We start from the raw sequence: 2,165 nt of genomic DNA, 5'->3' as shown, positions 1-2,165 counted from the left end.
GTCAGCGGAAGAAGGCGCGCAGGATGGCGGCGGTCTCGGGTTCCAGGATGCCGCCGTATACCTCGGGGCGGTGGTTGAGGCGGCGGTCGCGGAGCACGTCCCAGAGCGAGCCGGCCGCGCCGGTCTTCGGCTCCCAGGCCCCGAAAACCACTGTCGACACCCGGGCCAGCACCAGCGCGCCGGCACACATGGTGCACGGTTCCAGGGTGACCACCAGGGTGCAGCCGTCCAACCGCCATCGGCCCAGCCGGTGCGCGGCCCGGCGCAGCGCCAGCACCTCGGCGTGCGCGGTCGGGTCGCCTGTCAACTCCCGTTCGTTGCGACCGATCGCCAGTTCGGTGCCGTCCGGCCCGTAGAGCACCGCACCCACCGGCACGTCGTCCGCCGGCCCGGACCCGCTGTCGAGCACGGGACCAGGCACACCAGCGCCAGGACCAGGCACACCAGCGTCAAGGCCAGGCACACCAGCGTCCGGGCCGGTGACGGCGATCTCCAGGGCGCGGCGCATCCAGAGTTCGTGCCGCTGCCGCCGGCCGCTGCCGGCGGGGTCGGCCAGGTCCTCGTCGGCCCCGGGGCCCACCCGACCGACCGCGCCCGGGGTGGGCTGACCGGCTCGGACCGTCTCCAGCGCCGGGTCGGTCACGTCCGCCGGCTCGCCGCCGGAGAACGGCGCCGCAGCAGAGAACGGCACCGCACCGCCTGCCGGCTCAGACCTCACGCAGTTCCTCGACGTCGTCGACGCAGCCCAGCACCAGGCACACCTCGGCGGTGACGTCGCCCGGCATCATCCCCTCGTGGGCGCAGAGGGCGAGCAGCCGTTGCGCGGGGATGCCCAGGTCGGCCAGGAGGTCGGCCTCACCGACCGGGTCCGCCTCCGGGTCGACGGCGGGCTGCTCGGTGTCGTCGTCGCCACCGCTGGCGGCCGGGCGCGGTTCCTCGGTGTCGTCGAGCCCGGTGACAGGCGTCTTCAGGTCGCCGATCAGCAGGGCACCCAACCGGGACTCCTCGGCGAACGCCGAGTCCGAGCCGAAGACCCGCAGGTCCTCCCCCTCGTCGAGGCGCAGGATGACCAGATAGGTGTCGTCGGCCTCGACGAACAGCAGGGAAATGTCGGCGTCGGGTGCGACGTCGCGCAGCCGCTCGGCGACGTCGTCGACGTCGGCGGCACCCCGCAGGTTCAGTTCGGCGGCCGTCCAGCCGCCCTTCTCGCGTACGACGGCCGCAGCGAAGTACGACACGGTCCCCCCAAGTTGCCTTCGAGACCAGTTCACACCAGCCCGTTACGCGTGCACGTTAGCCGGTCGAGTCGGTAGGCGGCCGGTCAACGCCCCGAAGGGCCGGTCATTGGGTGGGAAAGTGGCTGGCGCGCCGTCAGCCGACGAGCCGGCGGCGGGTGGCGATCAGTTGGCGCAGGCGTTCGGTGCGTGCGCGTTGTGGCCGTTCCCGTTGACGTGCCGCGCGGGCGTCCGCCAGCTGCGCCAGGAGCTGGAGGCGGCGTCGGCTGCGATCGGTGTCGAGCCGAGGAGTGGTCCAGGCCATACCGGGAGCGTGCCGAGTCTGGGCGACCGAGTCAAGACGGGTTTCGGTGGCCGCACGACGACGCAGCGCAGTCGCCCCCGGTCGGCCTCACCAGAGGGGCCAGTCGCCGCTCGCCGCCCATCGGGTGGCCACCGCGGCGGCGGCGATGCTCCAGCCGCCGGCGGTGACGATCGCGATGCCCGCCGCCACGCCCCGGTCGCCGTAGCGGATCAGCACCAGCGCGGCCAACCAGGCCAGGCCACCGGCGAGCAGGGTCCACCAGACGTACCCGGTGAGGCTGCGGCCGAGCAGGCCGAACAGCGCCAACCAGGCGATCGTCGCGGTCGCCCCCGCCGCGACGCCGGCACCACCCACCTGGTGCGGTTCGCGGTAGGTGGGGCGTGGCGGGCGTCCGGAGGGAAAGAGACCCGATGGACTGTACGGCTTCATCCCGGTCCACTCCTCCCGTGCTGCACGGTACTGCTCACCGTACCGACTCTGTCAGGATGACCGGGTGGTCCCGTTACCGATCGGCCGTCGCCCCGCGTACGCCGTGCTGCTGCTCGTGCCGTTGCTGGCCGCCGCCGGCTGTGCCGCCGGCACCGGTCCCACCTGGGCCGATCCCAGCCCGACGGCCGCCACCAGCC

The 2,165-nt window shown here is 73.4% G+C and carries 4 protein-coding genes; all 4 read right to left on the bottom strand.

Annotated features, from left to right (window positions below; all coding sequences use genetic code 11):
• Position 1 precedes the first annotated feature (1 nt).
• Positions 2-508 carry a nucleoside deaminase gene (locus C1I93_RS30265; protein ID WP_111246647.1) on the bottom strand — a complete coding sequence of 169 codons (507 nt, stop codon included), beginning with the start codon at positions 506-508 and terminating at the stop codon, positions 2-4.
• A gap of 199 nt (positions 509-707) precedes the next feature.
• Entirely contained in the window at positions 708-1,238 is a 531-nt protein-coding gene (locus C1I93_RS30260; protein WP_111246646.1) for a tRNA adenosine deaminase-associated protein, read from the bottom strand.
• A 133-nt stretch (positions 1,239-1,371) separates the two neighbouring features.
• Positions 1,372-1,539 carry a hypothetical protein gene (locus C1I93_RS31855; RefSeq protein WP_181445385.1) on the bottom strand — a complete coding sequence of 56 codons (168 nt, stop codon included), beginning with the start codon at positions 1,537-1,539 and terminating at the stop codon, positions 1,372-1,374.
• Between the two features lie 87 nt (positions 1,540-1,626).
• Positions 1,627-1,968: a hypothetical protein gene (locus C1I93_RS30255; protein ID WP_111246645.1), complete on the bottom strand. Its 342-nt coding sequence runs from the start codon at positions 1,966-1,968 to the stop codon at positions 1,627-1,629.
• Positions 1,969-2,165: the final 197 nt, after the last annotated feature.

Source organism: Micromonospora endophytica (assembly GCF_003236305.1).
GTDB lineage: Bacteria > Actinomycetota > Actinomycetes > Mycobacteriales > Micromonosporaceae > Micromonospora > Micromonospora endophytica.
The sequence above is the reverse complement of the archived record's forward strand: the minus strand, read 5'-3'. Positions and strand labels throughout refer to the sequence as shown.

Excerpts from the sequence above, each read along its gene's own strand:
- C1I93_RS30265 (WP_111246647.1), bottom strand. The coding sequence starts at position 508 with ATGCGCCGCGCCCTGGAGATCGCCGTCACCGGCCCGGACGCTGGTGTG.
- C1I93_RS31855 (WP_181445385.1), bottom strand. The coding sequence starts at position 1,539 with ATGGCCTGGACCACTCCTCGGCTCGACACCGATCGCAGCCGACGCCGC.
- C1I93_RS30255 (WP_111246645.1), bottom strand. The coding sequence starts at position 1,968 with ATGAAGCCGTACAGTCCATCGGGTCTCTTTCCCTCCGGACGCCCGCCA.